Annotated in this window: 15 protein-coding genes; 8 read left to right on the top strand and 7 right to left on the bottom strand. The window is 64.1% G+C overall.

The window, feature by feature from the left end; genetic code table 11:
* Positions 1–106 precede the first annotated feature (106 nt).
* The 3 genes from rarD (at position 107) to E0501_RS08880 (ending at position 2,831) form a co-directional block, all read left to right on the top strand.
* Positions 107–1,015 carry an EamA family transporter RarD gene (gene rarD / locus E0501_RS08890; RefSeq protein WP_137701032.1) on the top strand — a complete coding sequence of 303 codons (909 nt, stop codon included), beginning with the start codon at positions 107–109 and terminating at the stop codon, positions 1,013–1,015.
* A 166-nt stretch (positions 1,016–1,181) separates the two neighbouring features.
* A complete protein-coding gene (locus E0501_RS08885) occupies positions 1,182–2,033 on the top strand; it encodes an SDR family oxidoreductase (protein ID WP_137701031.1) in 852 nt (283 codons plus the stop codon).
* A 6-nt stretch (positions 2,034–2,039) separates the two neighbouring features.
* A complete protein-coding gene (locus tag E0501_RS08880; RefSeq protein WP_137701030.1) occupies positions 2,040–2,831 on the top strand; it encodes an ion transporter in 792 nt (263 codons plus the stop codon).
* Between the two features lie 38 nt (positions 2,832–2,869).
* On the opposite strand, the gene dxs is transcribed toward E0501_RS08880, so the two are convergent.
* Genes dxs through E0501_RS08865 form a run of 3 tightly spaced genes read right to left on the bottom strand, consistent with a single transcriptional unit; the run spans position 2,870 to position 5,939 of the window.
* Entirely contained in the window at positions 2,870–4,804 is a 1,935-nt protein-coding gene (gene dxs, locus E0501_RS08875) for a 1-deoxy-D-xylulose-5-phosphate synthase (protein WP_137701029.1), read from the bottom strand.
* Positions 4,805–4,822: 18 nt separating this feature from the next.
* Entirely contained in the window at positions 4,823–5,692 is an 870-nt protein-coding gene (locus E0501_RS08870; RefSeq protein ID WP_137701028.1) for a polyprenyl synthetase family protein, read from the bottom strand.
* A 4-nt stretch (positions 5,693–5,696) separates the two neighbouring features.
* Positions 5,697–5,939, bottom strand: a complete 243-nt coding sequence (locus tag E0501_RS08865) for an exodeoxyribonuclease VII small subunit (protein WP_137701027.1) — start codon at positions 5,937–5,939, stop codon at positions 5,697–5,699.
* Between the two features lie 98 nt (positions 5,940–6,037).
* Here E0501_RS08865 and E0501_RS08860 point away from each other — a divergent pair, with 98 nt between their 5' ends.
* Entirely contained in the window at positions 6,038–7,000 is a 963-nt protein-coding gene (locus E0501_RS08860; protein ID WP_137701026.1) for a phosphotransferase, read from the top strand.
* A 9-nt stretch (positions 7,001–7,009) separates the two neighbouring features.
* On the opposite strand, the gene E0501_RS08855 is transcribed toward E0501_RS08860, so the two are convergent.
* Together E0501_RS08855 and mutS are read right to left on the bottom strand one after the other, a co-directional pair.
* The gene (locus E0501_RS08855; RefSeq protein WP_137701025.1) at positions 7,010–7,921 is read right to left on the bottom strand and encodes a histone deacetylase family protein; all 912 of its coding nucleotides are present in this window, start codon (positions 7,919–7,921) and stop codon (positions 7,010–7,012) included.
* Positions 7,918–10,533 carry a DNA mismatch repair protein MutS gene (mutS, locus tag E0501_RS08850; RefSeq protein ID WP_137701789.1) on the bottom strand — a complete coding sequence of 872 codons (2,616 nt, stop codon included), beginning with the start codon at positions 10,531–10,533 and terminating at the stop codon, positions 7,918–7,920. The genes E0501_RS08855 and mutS overlap by 4 nt, the downstream gene beginning before the upstream one ends.
* Before the next feature lie 156 nt (positions 10,534–10,689).
* On the opposite strand from mutS, the gene E0501_RS08845 reads away from it, so the two are divergent.
* Positions 10,690–12,945: an NADP-dependent malic enzyme gene (locus E0501_RS08845; protein WP_137701024.1), complete on the top strand. Its 2,256-nt coding sequence runs from the start codon at positions 10,690–10,692 to the stop codon at positions 12,943–12,945.
* A 25-nt stretch (positions 12,946–12,970) separates the two neighbouring features.
* On the top strand, positions 12,971–13,852 hold the full coding sequence (locus E0501_RS08840) for a ribokinase (RefSeq protein ID WP_137701023.1): 882 nt from the start codon (positions 12,971–12,973) through the stop codon (positions 13,850–13,852).
* A 58-nt stretch (positions 13,853–13,910) separates the two neighbouring features.
* Here E0501_RS08840 and msrA read toward each other — a convergent pair whose 3' ends face one another.
* A complete protein-coding gene (gene msrA, locus E0501_RS08835) occupies positions 13,911–14,570 on the bottom strand; it encodes a peptide-methionine (S)-S-oxide reductase MsrA (RefSeq protein WP_137701788.1) in 660 nt (219 codons plus the stop codon).
* A 144-nt stretch (positions 14,571–14,714) separates the two neighbouring features.
* Between msrA and E0501_RS08830 the strand changes: the two genes are divergently transcribed.
* Both E0501_RS08830 and E0501_RS08825 read left to right on the top strand, forming a co-directional pair.
* Complete coding sequence (locus E0501_RS08830) at positions 14,715–15,623, top strand: D-amino acid aminotransferase (RefSeq protein WP_137701022.1); 909 nt, start codon at positions 14,715–14,717, stop codon at positions 15,621–15,623.
* Positions 15,624–15,662: 39 nt separating this feature from the next.
* The gene (locus E0501_RS08825) at positions 15,663–16,376 is read left to right on the top strand and encodes a sulfotransferase-like domain-containing protein (RefSeq protein WP_137701021.1); all 714 of its coding nucleotides are present in this window, start codon (positions 15,663–15,665) and stop codon (positions 16,374–16,376) included.
* A gap of 119 nt (positions 16,377–16,495) precedes the next feature.
* Here the strand turns inward: E0501_RS08825 and E0501_RS08820 are convergent, their stop codons facing one another.
* Positions 16,496–17,725: an argininosuccinate synthase gene (locus tag E0501_RS08820; RefSeq protein ID WP_137701020.1), complete on the bottom strand. Its 1,230-nt coding sequence runs from the start codon at positions 17,723–17,725 to the stop codon at positions 16,496–16,498.
* Positions 17,726–17,776: the final 51 nt, after the last annotated feature.

The following is a 17,776-nucleotide window of genomic DNA, read 5'->3' as shown; positions in this document are numbered from 1 at the left end:
CCAAGAAAGAGCCGAATGAGGTGCTCTTTCCCGGTCACCAATACTCGAGTCCGGCCTAGTCGCTTGGCACTGGAACCCGCCGTCCGTCCGGGCTAAGGCACACGCCATGACCCAAGCGCCAGAAAACCGCGACACCCCGCAGGGCCTTGTCTTTGCCCTCACCGCCTATGGGCTGTGGGGCTTTATGCCGCTTTACATGAAACTGCTGGCGCATATGCCCCCGGCCGAGATCGTGGCGCATCGCATCCTGTGGTCGGTGCCGATCGCCGGCGCGCTGCTGATCGCGCTGGGCCGCACCGACAGCATCGCCATCGCTCTGCGCAGCCCGAAAATGCTGGCCATGGGCGTGGTCACCGCGGCGCTGATCTCGGTCAACTGGGGCATCTATGTCTGGGCGATCAATACCAACCACGCGCTTGATGCGGCACTGGGCTATTACATCAACCCGCTCTTTTCGGTCTTCCTCGGCGCCGCGCTTCTGGGCGAACGTCTCTCACGCATGCAGGTCGCTGCCATCGCGCTGGCCGCGGCGGCGGTGCTGGTACTGACGCTCGATAATGGCAGGGTTCCCTGGGCCGCGTTGGGGCTTACCGTCACCTGGGGTTTCTATGCCTTCTTCAAGAAGTGGCTGCCCATCGGCCCCAACCAGGGTTTCCTGCTCGAGGTGCTGATCCTCACGCCCCCGGCGCTGGCATACATCGTCTGGCTCACGGTGCAGGGCGGCACGCATTTCACCGGCACCGGCGCGGCCAATACCTGGCTGCTTCTCGGCTGCGGCGTCGTCACCGCTGTTCCACTACTGTTTTATGCCAACGGGGCGAAGCTCCTGCGGCTGTCGACGATTGGCATCCTGCAATACATCGCACCGACGATGATCATGATGATTGGCGTCTTCGTTTTCGAGGAACCCTTCGGCCGTGCCCGCATGATCGCCTTTCCGATGATCTGGGCGGCGCTCATCCTCTATACCACCTCGATGTTGAAGCAGATTCGCGCCGCCCGCGCGTTGCGGTAACTAATTTTCCCTTACCATTTGCCGCGCTGCGGCGGTGCACGCATGTCAGCCGGATGTCAGCCGGAAATCACCCCCCGCGTTTTTCCACCGGCTTGTGCCGTTAACCCTGCGGTGCGGTGTGTTCACCCTCTTGCAATTCCGGCCCTCCGGCCACAGCTTCCATGCCATGACGAAAACGCTTTTCACCTTCGGCCACGGCTACTCGGCCAGCGCGCTGGCCCGCCTGCTTGCCCCGCGCGGCTGGCGCCTTTATGGCACCACCCGCAACCCGGAAAAATTCGACGGGATCCGCGCGCAGGGCGTTACCCCCGTGCTCTGGCCCGGCTCCGATCCACGCCCCTTTCTGGCCGAGGTCACGCATCTTCTGCTTTCCGCCGCGCCCGATGAAAACGGCGACCCGGTGATTGCCGAATTCGGCTCTGATATTGCGCAACTTGCCCCAAATCTCGAATGGGTCGGCTACCTGTCCACCACTGGCGTCTATGGCGATCACCAGGGCGGCTGGGTGGATGAGTCGACTGCCCTGACACCCGCCACCAAACGCGGCCATCACCGCGTGATCGCCGAAGGGCAATGGCAGGCGCAAGGCCTGCCGCTGCATATCTTCCGCCTTGCCGGAATCTACGGCCCGGGCCGTGGCCCGTTTTCCAAGGTCCGCCGCGGCACCGCCCGGCGCATCATCAAACCCGGCCAGGTGTTCTCGCGCGTCCATGTCGATGATATCGCCCGGGTGGTCGCTGCTTCGATCGACCAGCCAAACCCCGGCGCCATCTACAATGTCTGCGATGATGATCCCGCGCCACCCCAAGATGTGCTTTCATACGCGGCCGAGCTTCTGGGCATGGACCTGCCCCCCGAGGAAGACTACGCCACGGCCGAGATGACCCCGATGGCGCGCAGTTTCTATGCCGAATCGAAACGTGTCCGGAACGACCGGATGAAGAACGAACTGGGCGTGCGCCTCCTTTATCCCAGCTACCGCGACGGCCTGCCCGCGCTGCTTGCCGCCGAAGGATAACCGCCGATGCGCCAGACGCTTCTGACCCTGGTCGACAGCCCCCGTTTCATCAATTTCATTACCGCCGTGATTGCCCTGAACGCAGTCGTTCTCGGGCTGGAAACTTCGGATACCGCGATGGCGGCGGCCGGGCCGCTGATCCTGGCGCTCGATTACGCCTGCCTCGCGATTTTCGTGATCGAGCTGTCGCTGAAACTCATCGCGATGGGGCCGCGGTTTTTCCGCAGTGGCTGGAACATCTTCGATTTCGTGATCGTCGGTATCTCGCTGGTTCCCGCAGGCCAGGGTTTTACCGCGCTGCGTGCCCTGCGCATCCTGCGGGTGCTGCGCGTGATCTCGGTCGCGCCGTCGCTGCGCCGCGTGGTCGAGGGCTTCATCCGCGCCGTACCCGGCATGGGGTCGGTCTTTCTGCTGATGGGGCTGATCTTCTATATCGGCGCCGTCATCGCGACCAAGCTTTTCGCCGAGAGCTTCCCCGACTGGTTCGGCACGCTGGGCCTCTCGGCCTATACCCTGTTCCAGATCATGACGCTGGAAAGCTGGTCCATGGGCATCGTCCGCCCGGTGATGGAGGTCTATCCCTGGGCATGGGCTTTCTTCGTGCCTTTCATCGTGATCACCACCTTCGCCGTGGTGAACCTGCTGGTCGGCCTGATCGTCAACTCGATGCAGGATGCGCACCACGAAGAAGATGTCGCCAATACCGATGCCTACCGCGATGACGTCCTCGCGCGGCTCGAATCGCTTGATGCCAAGATCGAAGCGTTGGCCCGCACCCAGAATGGTCCGCCCCGTTAAGACGGCATTTACGCGAGCGGTCTAGGCTTTCCGCGACTTTACGATTGTGCCCGCTTGCCCGCGATCTGCGCCACGCCCAGCACGTCCAGGACCTTCGCCTCGATATCGGCGGCGTTCAGGCCGGCGCGGTCATACATCTCGGCCGGCGCGCCCTGGTCGATGAACGCATCAGGCAACACCATCGAGCGGAACTTCAGCCCCATATCGAACACGCCCGCATCGGAAAGAAGCTGCGCCACGTGGCTGCCAAAGCCGCCCACGGCGCCCTCTTCGATGGTGATCAGCGCCTCGTGCCCCGACGCCAGCCCCAGGATCAACTCGCGGTCCAGCGGCTTGGCGAACCGCGCATCCGCCACGGTGGGGGAAATCCCCTTGGCCTCCAGCGCCTCGGCGGCTTTCAGAACCTCGGCGAGGCGCGTGCCGAAACTCAGGATCGCCACGCGGCTACCCTCGCGGATCATCCGGCCCTTGCCGATCTCCAGCGGCACGGCCTCCTCGGGCATTTCCACACCCACGCCTTCGCCCCGCGGGTAACGGAAGGCAATGGGCCCGCTGTCATGCGCGGCGGCGGTGGCCACCATGTGCTTCAACTCGGCCTCGTCGGCGGCGGCCATCACCACCAAGTTGGGCAGGTTGGCCATGTAGGCGATATCGAAACTGCCGGCATGGGTCGCCCCATCCGCGCCCACCAGGCCCGCGCGATCGATGGCAAAGCGCACAGGTAGGTTCTGGATCGCCACGTCATGCACGACCTGGTCATATCCGCGCTGCAGGAACGTGGAATACATCGCGCAGAACGGTTTCATTCCACCCGCGGCCAGACCGGCACAGAAGGTCACGCCATGCTGCTCGGCGATGCTCACGTCAAAACAGCGGCTGGGATAGCGCTCGGCCATCAGGCTCAGGCCCGTGCCATCCGGCATCGCCGCCGTCACGGCACAAATCTTGTCATCCTTCGCGGCCAGCTCGACCAGCGTATTGCCGAACACCGATGTATAGCTCGGCGCATTGCTGGGCGCTTTCTTCTGCTCTCCGGTGACGACGTCGAACTTGGCGGTTGCGTGGCCCTTGTCATCGGCGCGCTCGGCCGGGGCATAACCCTTGCCCTTCTTCGTCAACACGTGGATCAGGATCGGCCCCGTCGCCCGCGCCTTGACCGTGCGCAGCACCGGCAGCAGCTGGTCCAGGTCATGCCCGTCGATCGGGCCGACGTAAGAGAACCCCAGTTCCTCGAACAAAGTGCCCCCCACGGCCATGCCTTTCAGCATCTCCTTGGCGCGCTTCGCCCCTTCCTGGAAGAACGGCGGCATCAGGCTTACCGCGCCCTTGGCCGCGGCTTTCAACTCCTGGAATGGCGCCTCGGCATAGAGACGCGAAAGATAGCTTGAAAACGCCCCCACCGGCGGCGCGATGCTCATGTCGTTGTCGTTCAGGATGACGATCAGGCGCTTTTTCAGGTGCCCGGCATTGTTCATCGCCTCAAAGGCCATGCCCGCGCTCATCGCACCATCACCAATTACCGCGATCGCATCGCCCAGCCCCTCGGGGCAGGACCCGCCCAGGTCGCGCGCCACGGCAAAGCCCAGCGCGGCGCTGATCGAGGTCGAACTGTGCGCGGTCCCGAACGGGTCATAGGGGCTTTCGCTGCGCTTGGTGAACCCGCTCAAGCCCCCCTTCTGCCGCAGCGTGCGGATCCGCTCGCGCCGCCCGGTCAGGATCTTGTGCGGATAGGACTGGTGCGACACATCCCAGATGATCTTGTCCTTGGGCGCATCGAAAACGCTATGCAGCGCCACGGTCAATTCCACCACGCCCAGCCCGGCACCCAGGTGCCCGCCGGTTTCACTCACCGCCGAAATCGTCTCGGCGCGCAGTTCGCCCGCCACCTGCTTCAACTGCGCATCGCTCAGCCGTTTCAGATCGGCCGGCACATGCACGGTATCAAGCAATGGGGTCTGGGGTTTCTCGGCCATGGTGCCGCCTGGGACTGACTATTTCTCGCGCGCAATAACGAAGCGGGCGGCCTCCCGCAAGGTTTCCGCAGCTTCACCATACCCAGATAGGGCCTCGCATGCCTGATCGACAAGCTCTGCCGCCCGCTTTTTCGCGCCGTCCAGACCCAGAAGCGAAACAAATGTCGCCTTGCCGGCCTCTTCATCCTTGCCCACCGCCTTGCCCAGGGCCTGCGCGTCGCCTTCCACGTCCAGCAGGTCGTCGGCAATCTGAAACGCCAGCCCGATTCTGTCGCCATAGGCGCCAAGCGCGCCCATATCCGCTTGCGCCAACCGCGCCCCCGCACAGGCCGACCAGGTGATTAGGGCCCCGGTCTTGCCGGCCTGCAACCGCGTGATTTCATTCAGCGTCAGGGGCGCATCCGCGCTCTCGGCGGCAATATCCAGCGCCTGGCCCAGCACCATGCCCTGCGCGCCCGCGGCCCGCGCCATGCTCAGCACCATCTCGGCGCGCACGCCCGCCTCGGGGCTGCACTCTTCGCGGGCCAGCAGTTCGAAACACAGGCTCTGCAGCGCATCGCCCACCAGAACCGCCGTCGCCTCGTCCCACTGCTTGTGCACCGTGGGCAGGCCACGGCGCAGATCGTCGTCATCCATGCAGGGCAGATCGTCATGCACCAGTGAATAGGCATGCAGCGCCTCGACCGCGCAGGCCGGCCAGATCGCCTGATCGTCCGGTATTCCATGCAGCCGCGCGCTCTCCATCACCAGGAACGCACGCAGGCGTTTACCCCCCGCACTGGCATAACGCATGCCTTTGGCCACAGGCTCGTCACCGAACGGGCGCATGACATCCTGGAAATGGGTCTCGACCCGTGCCGCGACCTCGGCCAACCGGTCCTGGAACACGGGTTTACTGTCCTTCGACCGGCTGCAGCCCCGCCGGGTTGCCCTCGCCGTCCAGCGTGATCGCGGCAACCTTTTCCTCGGCTTCCTTCAGCTTGGTCTCGCAGCGCTTCTTCAGCTCCGCACCACGTTCATAAAGCTTGATCGAATCGTCCAGCGCGACATCGCCGCGCTCCAGCTGGCCCACGACGTCTTCCAGCTCTTTCATGGCCTCTTCAAACGTCATCTCGGAAACGGGGCGGTCGCTCATCTTGGTCCTCCGGGGCTTTCTACCGCGTCACCATATCCGTGCGGGTCGCCGGGTTCAATTCGGTTGACGGCTTGGCCCGCGCGCCGGATGCTGCGTGCATGAACATCCTCGACCAGGACAACCTGCACCTTTACCCCGATCAGGCCCTGGCCGCGCTCAACCAGCTCGAAGCGGCTATCGCGCGCGCCGGGCTCGACGCGCAAGTCGATCAGGCGCTACGCCTCGTACCGGGCAAGCGCGCGGTGTTTCAGGGCCGGCTATCCGGGGCCGAGGTGGTTTTCCGCCTGCCGCTCGATGATGCCAACCGCGCCGATTTCGTCACTGAATGGGCCGAACTTTCCCGCGCCCGGGGTCATATGAACACAGGCCGAAACCGGGTGGCCGAACCGCTGCATTTCGACCGTGATACCGGGCTGAGCGTGATCGCGCACATACCCGGCACGCCGCTTCTTACCCATCTGTGGACACTCGAAGCAGCCGACCGCCTGCCGCTCCTCTCCCGCGCCGCAGACTGGCTGCACGCCTACATGGAACCGACGCTGGAATGGCGCGGCATCAACCGCCGCCCATGGCGCAACTGGGCCGCGGCGGCGGCCGAAAAACAGACCCACCCCGAGCTGATCGAGATCGAAAGGCGCATCCTGCAGAAGATGCATCAGCTGTCGCGCAAGCTGGGCGATCCCGAATGGCGCGTCGCCATCCCACACGGCGATTTCCACCTCAACAACCTGATCCTTGATGGCGACCGCCTGACTGGCATCGACACCGGCGGCTCGAACCACGCGCCCATCTACAAGGACATGGCCCGCGCCCTCACCCACATAGCGCGGCGCGGCATGCTGCCTTCTGGCCGCCGCCGCTTTGGCGTCGACGAAGGCGCGCTGGCCACCTTTGCCGCCGCCTTCGAGCTGACCGAGCGCGAGCAGAACGCCTTCTTGCCGTACATGATCACCTTCGAGGCGCTGATAAAGGTCGAACACCCCGATATGTCCGCAGACCGTGTCCAGCACGCGGTCGAGATGTCACAAGCCCTGTTCCAGGATCTTCGCCAGATTTCGTAAAGGCCAGTGTCACGCCTCGGTCAGCGCCTGCACATGCGCCGCCACGCTACGGCCCAGCGCATTCAGGTCATAGCCCCCCTCCAGCACCGAAACCACGCGCCCGCCGCAATGCAGATCGGCCATTGCGCACAGCTTCTCGGTCAGCCAGACGAAATCCTCTTCCACCCAGTTCAGGTTCGCCAGCGGATCGTCGGCATGCGCGTCGAACCCCGCCGAGATCAGGATCAGTTCGGGCTTGAAGGCATCGAGCCTCGGGAAAACCTTTTCTTCATATTCCGCCCGCATGATCGCGCCATCCGTGCCCGGGTCCAACGGCACGTTCAGGATGTTGTCATGTGCGCCGCGTTCGCTCGGATCGCCCGTGCCCGGCCACAGCGGCATCTGCTGCGACGTGGCCAGGAAGGCGCGCGCCTCGTCCCACAGCAGGTCCTGTGTGCCGTTGCCGTGATGCACGTCGAAATCCACGACTGCCACGCGGTGCAGTTCGTGAAACTCCAGCGCGTGTTTGGCCGCGATAGAGACGTTTCCGAACAGGCAGAACCCCATCGGCCTTGCCGTCTCGGCATGGTGGCCCGGCGGGCGCGTTGCGACAAAGGCGTTCTTGACCTGCCCCGTCAAAACCGCATCCACCGCGTCCACCGCGCCGCCCACCGCGCGCCGCGCGGCCTGCATGCTTCCCGCCGACATATGCGTATCCGCGTCCAGCTGCCCGGGCCCGTGGTTTTCAATCGCCTCCAGGTACCGCCGCGGGTGGCAGCGCAGGATATGCGCGTCCGTGCCCAGCGGCGCCTCGCGCCGGTCCAGCCGGTCGAACCCGGCCAGCGCGGCGGTGATAGATTTCAGCCGCGCCACCTGCTCGGGGTGCCCTGGCGGGGTGATGTGGTTCAGACAATCGTCATGCATATAGAGAGCGGTCGTCATTTCTTCATCGCCTCTTTCAGATCGTAAAGCGCCTGCAGCGCCTCGCGCGGGGTCATTTCATCGGGGTGAATCGTCTCTAACATGGCCTCGATCGCAGTTTCCTGCGGCTGGGCCACCGGCGGCGGGGGTGGCGGCGCTGCCGAGAACAGTGGAAGATCATCGATCAGCGCCTTCTGCGTCGCACCGCCTTCGCGCTCGCCCTTTTCCAGCGCTTCCAGAACCACCTTGGCCCGCGCAACCACCGCCTCGGGCAGCCCGGCAAGTTTCGCCACCTGCACACCATAGGACCGGTCCGCCGCCCCCTTGCGCACCTCGTGCAGGAAGATCACCTCGCCTTCCCACTCCTTCACCGCCACCGTGGCGTTCTCCACCCGCTCCAGCTTTGCCGAGAGCGACGTCATCTCGTGGTAATGCGTGGCAAAAAGCGCCCGGCAGCCGTTCACATCATGCAGATGCTCCAGCGTGGCCCAGGCAATCGACAACCCGTCATAGGTCGCCGTTCCGCGTCCGATCTCATCGAGGATCACCAGCGCATGATCGTCCGCCTGATTCAGGATCGCGGCGGTTTCGACCATCTCGACCATGAAGGTCGACCGTCCCCGGGCCAGGTCGTCACTGGCACCCACGCGGGAAAACAGCTGGCTCACCATACCGATTTCGGCACGCGCGGCCGGCACGTAACTGCCCATCTGCGCCAGCGCCGCGATCAGCGCGTTCTGCCGCAGGAACGTCGATTTACCCGCCATGTTCGGCCCGGTCAGCAGCCAGATATCGTCGGCCTCGCCCAGCGCGCAATCGTTGGCGATGAAGGGCTCGCCGCTGGCTTTCAGCGCCTGTTCCACCACCGGATGGCGGCCGCCCTCGATAATCAGCTTGCGGCTTTCATCCACGTGCGGCCGGCACCAGTTCTCGGACTTTGCCAGGTCGGCCAACGCCGTTGCAAGGTCCAGTTCGGCCAGCGCCCGCGCCGCGGCAAAAAGCCGGTCGGATTGCTCCAGAATGCTGCCACTCAAGCTGGAATAGAGCCGCTTCTCGATCTCGATTGCCCGCCCCCCGGCATTCAGGATCTTCGTCTCCATCTCGCTCAGCGGCACGGTTGTGAACCGCACCTGGTTCGCGGTGGTCTGGCGGTGCTTGAACGTCTCGCTCAGCGGCTCAGACAGCATCTTTTCGGCATGGGTCGCCGTCACCTCGACGAAATAGCCCAGCACGTTGTTGTGCTTGATCTTCAGGCTCTGAATACCGGTTTCGCGCTGGTAATCCGCCTGCATCCCGGCAATCACCCCGCGCCCTTCATCCCGCAGGCGTCGGCATTCGTCCAGTTCCTCGTCAAAACCTTCGGCGATGAACCCGCCATCGCGCGCCAAAAGCGGCGGCTCGGCCACCAGCGCCTGATCCAACAGGTCCAAGAGCTCGCCATGCCCCTGCAACGCCGCCACCGCATCGGCCAGCACCTCGGGCAACTCCACCTCGCCCAGCGACTGCGCGATCGCCTCGGCCTGTTCCAGCGCGTTGCGCACGGCGGCCAGGTCGCGCGGCCCGCCCCGCTCCAACCCCAGCCGCGACATCGCGCGATCCAGGTCGGGCACGCCCCGCAACGCCTCGCGCAGATCGGCGGATATACGAGACTGTTCCAGCGCAAACTGCAACGCATCCAGCCGCCCGCGCACCACGTCCAGCACCCGGCTGGGGCTCGACAACCGCCGCTCCAAAAGGCGCGCGCCGCCCGCCGTCACCGTCCGGTCAATCGCCGCGAGCAGCGATCCCTGCCGCTTTCCCGAAAGCGACCGGGTAAGTTCCAGGTTCGCCCGCGTCGCGGCGTCGATCTGCATCACCCGCGCCTCTGCCTCGCGCACCGGCGGGCGCAGGATGGGCAACTTGCCCTTCTGGGTGATCTCCAGCCATTCCACGATGGCGCCCATCGCCGACATCTCGGCCCGGCCGAACTGCCCGAACGCATCCAGCGCCCCCACCTCGAACAGCGCCTTCAGCCGTTTTTCGGCCGAGGTTGAATCGAACGCAGACCGGGTCAGCGCCGTTACCGATGCCCCCGATTGCGTCACTAATTCTGCCAGATCGGCCTCTTTTGCCTCGCTCACCACCACCTCGGACGGCGCCAGCCGCGCCAGCTCGGGACCCAGGCGCACCGGCGCCAGCGCAAGAACGTGAAACGCGCCGGTCGAAATATCCACCCAGGCCAACGCCGCCTCGTCACGCACCTCGGCATAGGCAGCCAAAAAATTGTGCCGCCGTGCCTCAAGCAGGCTTTCCTCGGTCAGTGTGCCCGGCGTGACAAGGCGCACCACGTCGCGCCGCACCACCGCCTTCGATCCGCGCTTCTTCGCCTCGGACGGGTTTTCCATCTGCTCGCAGACGGCCACGCGGAACCCCTTGCGGATGAGCGTCAGCAGATACCCCTCGGCCGCATGCACCGGCACCCCGCACATCGGGATGTCATCGCCCAGGTGCTTGCCGCGCTTGGTCAGGGCGATATCCAGCGCCTCGGCCGCGGCGACGGCATCGTCGAAAAACAGCTCATAGAAATCGCCCATCCGGTAGAACAGCAGGGCATTCGGATACTGCCCCTTGATCTCCAGGTACTGCGCCATCATCGGCGTCACGGCGGATTTGGCGGATGTCACGAAAGCCCCCCGGTTTTCATCTCCGGGCGACCTTACAAACCCGGCAAGCGGCATGAAAGGCCTTCTTTCTGTTGAGCGGCGCGCCCCGCCCATGTAAGAGGCCCTGACTCCACGCAAGGTAGCCCCATGTCGAAGACCAAGTTCACCCGCGAAGACGCGCTGCAATTCCACCTCGAGCCCACCCCGGGCAAGTGGGAGGTTCAGGCCACCGTGCCGATGACCACCCAGCGCGACCTTTCCCTCGCCTATTCCCCCGGCGTGGCCGTCCCATGCGAGGATATCGCGGCAAATCCCGAACTGGCCTATGATTACACGAACAAGGGCAATCTCGTCGCGGTGATCTCGAACGGCACCGCGGTTCTGGGCCTGGGCAATCTCGGCGCGCTCGGCTCAAAGCCGGTGATGGAGGGCAAATCCGTGCTCTTCAAACGCTTCGCTGACGTGAACTCGATCGATATCGAGCTTGATACCGAAGATCCCGAGGCCTTCATCCAGGCGGTCAAGCTGATGGCGCCCACCTTCGGCGGCATCAATCTCGAAGACATCAAGGCGCCCGAATGCTTCATCATCGAGCAGACCCTGAAAGAAGCGCTCGATATCCCCGTGTTCCACGACGACCAGCACGGCACCGCCGTGATCTGCGCCGCAGGCCTGATCAACGCGCTGCACATCTCGGGCAAGAAAATCGAAGACTGCAAGATCGTGCTCAACGGGGCAGGGGCTGCAGGCATCGCCTGTATCGAACTTCTCAAACGCATGGGCGCACGGCACGAAAACTGCATCGTCTGCGATACCAAGGGCGTGATCTACCAGGGCCGCACCGATGGCATGAACCAGTGGAAATCGGCCCACGCGATCAAAACCTATCTTCGCACGCTGGAACAGGCGATGGACGGGGCCGACGTGTTCCTGGGTGTTTCGGCCAAGGGCGCTGTCACGCCCGAAATGGTCGCCTCGATGAACGACAACCCGGTCATCTTCGCCATGGCCAACCCCGACCCCGAGATCACCCCGGAAGAAGCGCATGAAGTGCGCGAAGACGCCATCGTCGCCACCGGCCGCTCGGACTACCCGAACCAGGTCAACAACGTTCTGGGCTTTCCCTATCTCTTCCGCGGCGCGCTCGATATCCACGCCCGCGCCATCAATGACGAGATGAAGATCGCCTGCGCCGAGGCCCTCGCGCGCCTCGCCCGCGAAGACGTGCCCGATGAGGTCGGCATGGCCTATGGCAAGAAGCTCAGCTTCGGGCGTGACTACATCATTCCCACGCCTTTCGATCCGCGCCTCATCCACACCATCCCGCCCGCCGTTGCACAGGCCGGCATGGAAACAGGCGCCGCCCGTCGCCCGATCATCGACATGGAGGCCTACGAGCTTTCGCTGAAATCGCGGATGGACCCGACGGCCAGCATCCTGCGCAGCCTCAACGCCCGCGCCCGCGCCGCACAGGCCACCATGATCTTTGCCGAGGGCGACGATCCCCGCGTGCTGCGCGCCGCCGTGCAGTACCAGCGGTCCGGCATGGGCAAGGCCATCGTTGTCGGCCGCGAACCGGACGTGAAACAGAAACTCTCCGCCGAGGGTCTGGCCGACGCGGTGGACGAGCTCGAAGTGGTGAACGCCGCCAACACCGCGCACCTGGCCGAGTACAAGGAGTTCCTCTACCAGCGGCTTCAGCGCAAGGGCTTCGACCGGCACGACATCCACCGCCTCGCCGCGCGCGATCGGCACGTGTTCTCGGCCCTGATGCTGGGCCATGGCCACGGCGATGCCCTGGTCACCGGTGCCACCCGCAAATCGGCGCATGTGATGGATCTCATCAACCACGTCTTCGACGCCGATGCACAGCACGGCGCCGTCGGCGTCACCGCCGTTCTTCACAAGGGCCGTGTCGTTCTCATCGCCGATACGCTGGTGCATGAATGGCCCGACGAAGAGGACCTGGCCACCATCGCCGAACGCTCGGCCGATGTCGCCCGCTCCCTCGGCCTCGAACCCCGCGTCGCCTTCGCCAGCTTCTCGACTTTCGGCTATCCCCGCTCGGAACGGGCCGAGAAAATGCATATCGCCCCCGAGGTGCTCGACCGCCGCGGCGTCGATTTCGAGTACGATGGCGAAATGACGGTCGACGTGGCGCTGAACGCTACCGCCCAGGCCGCCTATCCCTTCTCGCGCCTTACCGGCCCCGCCAATATCCTCGTGGTGCCGGCGCGCCACTCGGCGTCGATCTCGGTCAAGCTGATGCAGGAAATGGCCGGCGCCACCGTGATCGGGCCGATTCTCGCCGGCGTGGACAAGTCGATCCAGATTTGTTCCTCTAACTCCACCGTGAACGATATCCTGAACATGGCGGTGCTGGCGGCCTGCAAGGTGGGCTGACGGGCCGCCCTGTCGGAGGGCGCCCATGACCATCTTCAATCTCGGCTCGATCAACGTCGATCATTTCTATTCGGTGCCGCACCTGCCGCGCCCCGGCGAAACCCTGCCAGCGACCGCCTATACCACCGGCCTCGGCGGCAAGGGTGCCAATCAGTCAGTGGCCGCAGCCCACGCCGGCTCGAACGTGGTGCATATCGGCGCAATCGGCCCCGATGGCGCCTGGACCGTCGATCAACTGCGCAGCGCCGGTGTCGATTGCGCCCATGTGGTCAATGTCGCCACGCCCACCGCCCACGCCATCATCAATGTCGCGCCCGACGGCGAAAACGTGATCGTGATTTTCTCGGGCGCAAACCTGGAACAGTCTCTATCACACCTTGAATCGGCGATTTCCGCCGCGAGCCGCGGCGATATCCTTCTGCTGCAGAACGAAACCAACCTGCAGGTCGAAGCCGCCGAAATGGCCCGCGCACAAGGCCTTTTCACCATCTATTCCGCCGCCCCCTTCTCGGCCGGCGCGGTGCAGGCGATATTGCCTCATATCGATCTTCTGGTGATGAACGCGGTCGAGGCAGACCAGCTCACCAAAGCGCTTGGCACCAAGCTCGCCGACCTGCCCGTGCCGCACATTCTCATCACCCGGGGCGCCCAGGGGTCCACCTGGAACGATCAGGAAACCGGGCAGCAAATCTCCGTCCCCGCCTTTCCCGTCACCCCGGTCGACACAACGGGCGCCGGCGATTGCTTCATCGGATACGTCGCGGCCGCGCTCGAACAGGGCCTCGTCCCGCCCGACGCCCTGCGGCTTGCCGCCGCCGCCTCGGCAATCCACGTCACCCGCCCCGGCACCGCCGATGCCATCCCCACCCGCGCCGAGGTGGAGAACTTCCTCGCGGATCACGCCTGATCCCCTGCTTCATCTGACTGGAAATACCTCGGGGTTGTGGGGGCAGCGCCCCCACGTTTCACCCGGCAAAAGGCGCAGCACTGCCCCACAACTGGCGCACCCGCGCATCGCGCCCACAGGCCTTGCGATAAAACTTGTAGGCCGTCGATTGCTTTTTCGGCCCGGCCCGCGTGATCACCAGTTTCGTGCCCTTGTAGTAATCCTGGTGATAATCTTCTGCTTCCCAGAACGGCCCCGCGCCCAGGATCGGCGTCACGATCGTCTGCCCCAGCGCAGCCTGCGCTTCGGTCTTCACCTTTTGCGCCAGTGCCTTTTCCGCATTGTTAGAAACGAATATTGCCGTCCGGTAACTCTTGCCCCGGTCACAGAACTGCCCGCCGGCATCCGTCGGATCGACCGACCGGAAGAACATTTCCAGCAGCGCCTCGCGGCTCACCCGACCCGTGTCAAAGGTGATCTCGACCGCCTCGTAATGCCCCGTGCCGCCCCGCGTCACCTGCTTGTAGGTCGGGTTCTTCACCGTCCCGCCGGTATACCCCGACACCACCTCGATCACGCCGGGCACCTTTTCGAAATCGGCCTCGACGCACCAGAAACAGCCGCCGGCCACCACCAGTGTCTCACGCGGCCCCGCCATCGCCCGGCTGCATTGCATCAGCAGCGCCACCACGATCAGCACGCTCAGCGCCATGGGTTTGAGATCTTTCATCGTCAGCATCGGCTCGTCCTCCTGGCTGTCAGCCTGCGCCTTCCCCGCACCGCTGCCAATCCCGTGTAACCCGATGTCACGCACTGGTGAGTTCGCGTGACCCCTTGGCATCGGCCCCAAACACGTTAGCGTTCCCCACAAAGGGAGGCGCCTATGCAAGATCACGTCACAACCCACCAAGCTGCGGAAGACGCGCGAAACGAGGAAATCCTGATCTGGCTAAACGGGCGACTCGTGCCAAAGGTGCAGGCGGTGGTCAGCGTCTATGACAGCGGCTTCATGCTGGGTGACGGCGTGTGGGAGGGGTTGCGCCTCTACAACGGCACCTGGGCCTTTCTCGATGAGCATATGGACCGCCTGTTCGAGGCCGCCAAGGCCATCGATCTGGATATCGGCATGACCCGGGATCAGGTCATTTCGGCCTTGTTAGAGACGCAAAAGGCCAATGGCATGCATAGCGATGCCCATGCCCGCCTGATGGTCACGCGCGGGGTAAAGACCCGCCCGTTCCAGCACCCCGCGCTCAGCCAGCAAGGCCCCACCGTCACCATCATCATGGAGCATTCCCGCCCCTCGATCCCGCGCCCGATCCGGCTGGCCACGGTGCCCCATATCCGCGGCTTGCCGATGACGCAGGACCCGAAACTCAACTCGCATTCCAAGCTCAACTGCATCCTTGCCTGCATCGCCGCCGAAAAGGCCGGTGCCGACGAAGCGCTGATGCTCGATGTACATGGCTTCGTGAACACCACCAACGCCTGCAACTTCTTCATCGTGCGCAAGGGCGCTGTGTGGACCAGCACCGGCGATTACTGCATGAACGGTATCACCCGGCAAAAGGTGATCGATCTATGCCGCGAAAACGGCCTCCCGGTATTCGAGCGCAACTATTCCCTCGTCGACACCTATGGCGCAGACGAAGCGTTTCTCACCGGCACTTTCGGCGCCCAGACGCCCGTTGGCGAAATCGACGGCCGCCAGATCGGCACCGGCGAAATGGGTCCGGTGACGCAGCGCATTCGCGACCTCTATAAACAGCTCATCGACACGCACTGCGCGTAGGCCGGGCTTCAGCCCGGCTTGCCCAGGAGGAGAAAAACCATGCGCATTGCCATGTGGTCCGGCCCCCGCAACCTGTCTACCGCCATGATGTATGCGTTCGGCGCACGCACCGATTGCGCCGTCGTGGACGAGCCCTTCTATGCCGCCTATCTCGCGCAAACCGGTCTCGACCACCCGATGCGCGACGACATACTTGCCGCCCAGCCCCAGGATCCGGCCCGCGTGATCGACGCCTTGTTAGGCTCTATTCCAGCCGGAAAGCCGCATTTCTACCAAAAGCACATGACCCAGCACATGATCCCCGGCATTCCACGCGACTGGATGGCCAGGGTCACCAACGTGTTCCTTATCCGGCACCCTGCCAGGGTCGTGGCCAGCTTCGGCGCGAAATACGACAATCCCACGCTGGCGGATATCGGCTTCACCCAGCAAGCCGAGCTGTTTGATCACGTCCGCGCTCTGGGCCAGGCCCCAGTGGTGGTCGACAGCGCAGACATCCGACGCGCCCCCGAAACCATGTTGCGCAGGCTGTGCGATTCGATCGGGCTGCCTTTCGATCCGGCCATGCTTTCCTGGCCCGCCGGCGGCCATCCGGATGATGGCGTCTGGGCCCCGCATTGGTATGGCGCCGTGCATGCCTCCACCGGCTTCGCCCCGGCCGAAGGCCCTTTACCCGATCTGCCGCCCGACCGCGCCGCTCTGGCCCGGGCCGCGATGCCGGCCTATGAAAAACTGGCCGCGGTTAAGCTTTGAGCAGGAAATATCCGCGCGCGCCGTTTACCGGGCCGAATTGAAAACGCCCGGCAGCCGGATGGCAGCCGGGCGGTGCACAGGAATCACCCCCCTGATTCGGGGGCATTAACCACGGGCGATTACTTGCCGCCGATCCGGTTCTTCCGCATCGCCAGCAGCCGCAGCCGCAGCGCATTCAGCTTGATGAAGCCCTGCGCATCCTTCTGGTCATAGGCGCCCGCATCATCCTCGAAGGTCACGTGCTCTTCGCTGTAAAGCGAATAGTCCGACCAGCGCCCGACCGTCCGGGCCAAGCCCTTGTAAAGCTTCAACCTTACGGTGCCTGTCACGTATTCCTGGCTCTTGTCGATCAGCGCCTGCAGCATTTCGCGTTCGGGGCTGTACCAGAACCCGTTATAGATCAGCTCTGCATAGCGCGGCATGATCTCGTCTTTCAGGTGCATTGCACCACGGTCCATCGTGATGCTCTCAATACCCCGATGCGCCTCGAGCAGGATGGTCCCGCCCGGCGTTTCATAGATCCCGCGGCTCTTCATCCCGACAAACCGCCCCTCGACCAGGTCGAGCCGCCCGACACCATGCTTGCGGCCGTATTCATTCAATGCTGTCAACAGGTTGGCGGGGCTCATCGCCTCACCGTTGATGCTCACCGCATCGCCCTTTTCAAAGCCGATCTCGATGTATTCCGGCGTGTCCGGCGCATCCTCGGGGTTCACCGTGCGCTGATAAACGTAGTCCGGCGCATCCACGGCCGGATCCTCCAGAACCTTGCCCTCGGACGAGGTGTGCAGCAGGTTCGCATCCACGCTGAACGGCGCCTCGCCGCGCTTGTCCTTGGCAATCGGAATCTGGTGCTGCTCGGCGAAGTCGAGGAGCTTCGTGCGGCTGGTCAGGTCCCATTCCCGCCAGGGCGCGATCACCTTGATATCGGGGTTCAACGCATAGGCCGCCAGTTCAAATCGCACCTGGTCATTCCCCTTGCCGGTGGCCCCGTGCGACACGGCATCGGCGCCGGTTTCGGCGGCGATCTCGATCAATCGCTTGGAAATCAACGGCCGCGCGATCGACGTGCCCAGCAGGTAGAGTCCCTCGTACTGCGCGTTCGCCCGGAACATCGGGAAGACGAAATCGCGCACGAACTCTTCGCGGATATCTTCGATGTAGATGTTTTCCGGTTTTATCCCAAGGAGTTCCGCCTTCTTGCGCGCCGGATCAAGTTCTTCGCCCTGGCCCAGGTCGGCGGTAAAGGTCACCACCTCGCAACCATATTCGGTTTGCAGCCATTTCAGAATGATCGACGTATCAAGGCCACCGGAATAGGCCAGCACTACTTTCTTCGGCGCGGACATAAGCTTTCCCTCGTTTCGGTTTGACCGCGCGATATAAGGTTTTGTGTCGCA

This window comes from Marimonas lutisalis (assembly GCF_005434965.1).
In the GTDB taxonomy this organism is placed as follows: Bacteria; Pseudomonadota; Alphaproteobacteria; order Rhodobacterales; family Rhodobacteraceae; genus Marimonas_A; species Marimonas_A lutisalis.
Note: the sequence above shows the minus strand (reverse complement) of the source record. Positions and strands in the feature narration are given on the sequence as shown.

Excerpts from the sequence above, each read along its gene's own strand:
- E0501_RS08825 (WP_137701021.1), top strand. The coding sequence starts at position 15,663 with ATGCGCATTGCCATGTGGTCCGGCCCCCGCAACCTGTCTACCGCCATG.
- rarD (WP_137701032.1), top strand. The coding sequence starts at position 107 with ATGACCCAAGCGCCAGAAAACCGCGACACCCCGCAGGGCCTTGTCTTT.
- E0501_RS08820 (WP_137701020.1), bottom strand. The coding sequence starts at position 17,725 with ATGTCCGCGCCGAAGAAAGTAGTGCTGGCCTATTCCGGTGGCCTTGAT.
- E0501_RS08830 (WP_137701022.1), top strand. The coding sequence starts at position 14,715 with ATGCAAGATCACGTCACAACCCACCAAGCTGCGGAAGACGCGCGAAAC.
- E0501_RS08865 (WP_137701027.1), bottom strand. The coding sequence starts at position 5,939 with ATGAGCGACCGCCCCGTTTCCGAGATGACGTTTGAAGAGGCCATGAAA.
- E0501_RS08855 (WP_137701025.1), bottom strand. The coding sequence starts at position 7,921 with ATGACGACCGCTCTCTATATGCATGACGATTGTCTGAACCACATCACC.
- msrA (WP_137701788.1), bottom strand. The coding sequence starts at position 14,570 with ATGCTGACGATGAAAGATCTCAAACCCATGGCGCTGAGCGTGCTGATC.
- E0501_RS08880 (WP_137701030.1), top strand. The coding sequence starts at position 2,040 with ATGCGCCAGACGCTTCTGACCCTGGTCGACAGCCCCCGTTTCATCAAT.
- E0501_RS08840 (WP_137701023.1), top strand. The coding sequence starts at position 12,971 with ATGACCATCTTCAATCTCGGCTCGATCAACGTCGATCATTTCTATTCG.
- E0501_RS08860 (WP_137701026.1), top strand. The coding sequence starts at position 6,038 with ATGAACATCCTCGACCAGGACAACCTGCACCTTTACCCCGATCAGGCC.
- E0501_RS08885 (WP_137701031.1), top strand. The coding sequence starts at position 1,182 with ATGACGAAAACGCTTTTCACCTTCGGCCACGGCTACTCGGCCAGCGCG.
- E0501_RS08845 (WP_137701024.1), top strand. The coding sequence starts at position 10,690 with ATGTCGAAGACCAAGTTCACCCGCGAAGACGCGCTGCAATTCCACCTC.
- dxs (WP_137701029.1), bottom strand. The coding sequence starts at position 4,804 with ATGGCCGAGAAACCCCAGACCCCATTGCTTGATACCGTGCATGTGCCG.
- mutS (WP_137701789.1), bottom strand. The coding sequence starts at position 10,533 with ATGATGGCGCAGTACCTGGAGATCAAGGGGCAGTATCCGAATGCCCTG.